The sequence below is a fragment of the Streptomyces griseoruber genome (genome assembly GCF_001514205.1).
Classification (GTDB): domain Bacteria; phylum Actinomycetota; class Actinomycetes; order Streptomycetales; family Streptomycetaceae; genus Streptomyces; species Streptomyces griseoruber.
The window spans coordinates 1-1,677 of record NZ_KQ948824.1 but is presented as its reverse complement, the minus strand read 5'-3'; the positions used below and the strand labels follow the sequence as shown (position 1 = coordinate 1,677).

Genomic DNA, 1,677 nt, shown 5'->3' with positions numbered 1-1,677 from the left:
CTGTACGAGGAGTATCCGGTCTTCGCGGACGCCTTCGACGCCGTGTGCGCCCACCTGGACCCGGAACTCGAACTGCCCCTCCAAGGAGTCGTGTTCGGCCAGGACGCGGATCTTCTGAACCGTACGGAGTACGCGCAGCCCGCCCTGTTCGCGCTCGAGGTGGCCCTGTTCCGGCTGCTGGAGTCGTGGGGTGTGCGCCCCGACGTGCTGGCCGGTCACTCCATCGGTGAGATCGCGGCCGCGTATGTGGCGGGCGTGTGGTCGCTGGCGGACGCGTGCCGTCTGGTCGCGGCGCGCGGCCGGCTGATGCAGGCGCTCCCGGCCGACGGTGCGATGGTCGCGCTCCAGGCCACCGAGGACGAGGTGCTGCCCCTGCTCGGCGAGGAGGTGGGCATCGCGGCGGTCAACGGGCCGCAGGCGGTGGTGATCTCGGGCGCGGCCGAGTGGGTCGAGGAGATCGCCGACCACTTCCGTGGCCAGGGCCGCAAGGTCACGGCGCTGCGGGTGAGCCATGCCTTCCACTCCCCGCTGATGGAACCGATGCTCGACGACTTCCGGGCGGTCGTGGAAGACCTCTCCTACGACCGTCCTGCGCTGTCCGTCGTCTCCACGGTGACCGGTGCGCCCGTCAGCGACGAGCTCATGTCGCCGGACCACTGGGTGGAGCACGTCCGCCGCACTGTCCGCTTCGCGGACGCCGTGGCCACCCTCGCCGAGCAGACCGTCACCAGGTACCTCGAAGTGGGGCCCGACGGCACCCTTGCCACGCTTGCCGAGGACTGTGTCACCGACGACGGGCGTCTGTTCGTGCCGGTGTTGCGCAGGAACCGGGCGGAGGCCGAGTCGGTGATGGCCGCCGTGGGCTCGGTCTTCACCGGTGGCGCGGAGGTGGACTGGTCGGCCCTGCTTCCCGTCGTCGGCGGGGTGGAGCTGCCGACGTATGCCTTCGAGCACCGGAGGTACTGGCCGCAGGTCGTGCGGCCGGAGCCGGTCACCGGTGCCGGGGGTGAGATCGACGCCCGTTTCTGGGAGGCGGTCGAGCGGGAGGACCTGGAGTCTCTGGCGGGGGCGTTGGAGCTGGGGGAGGAGGTCGTGGGTGCGGTGCTGCCGGCCCTGACCTCCTGGCGGCGGCAGAGCCGGGAACAGGCCGAGGTGGACCGCTCCCGCTACCGGGTCGAGTGGCGGCCGCTGGCCGACGTCTCCGGTTCCGCGACGCTGTCCGGGCGTTGGCTGGTGATCGAGCCGGCCGGGCCCGCCGTGGACGCGTGGACGCAGGCGGTGCTCGACGCTCTGGCAGCCCGAGGTGCCGTGGTGGAGCGGTTCGCCTACGAGGCCGCCATGGACCGTGCGCGGCTCGCCGAGCGGCTGGAAGGTACGGCGTCGGTCGCCGGTGTGGTGTCCTTGCTCGCCCTGTCGGACGAGGTGTCCGGGGACGGCGTGCCGGTGGGCGTGTCGGGTTCGCTGGCGCTGGTGCAGGCGCTGGGTGATGCGGGGGTGACGGCTCCGCTGTGGACGCTGACCCGGGGCGCGGTGGCCGTGGGCCGTTCCGACGGAGCCGTCGACGTGCCGCAAGGGGCGGTCTGGGGTCTGGGCCGCGTGGCGGCGCTGGAGGCATCCGACCGCTGGGGCGGTCTGATCGACCTGCCCCGCACGATCGACCGCCGCACGGCAGGCCGA

The 1,677-nt window shown here is 72.6% G+C and carries 1 protein-coding gene; it reads left to right on the top strand.

Features of this window, described 5'->3' with window-relative positions; all coding sequences use genetic code 11:
- The coding region (locus tag AQJ64_RS49495; RefSeq protein ID WP_159060382.1) for an acyltransferase domain-containing protein at positions 1-1,677 on the top strand (1,677 nt) is incomplete at both ends.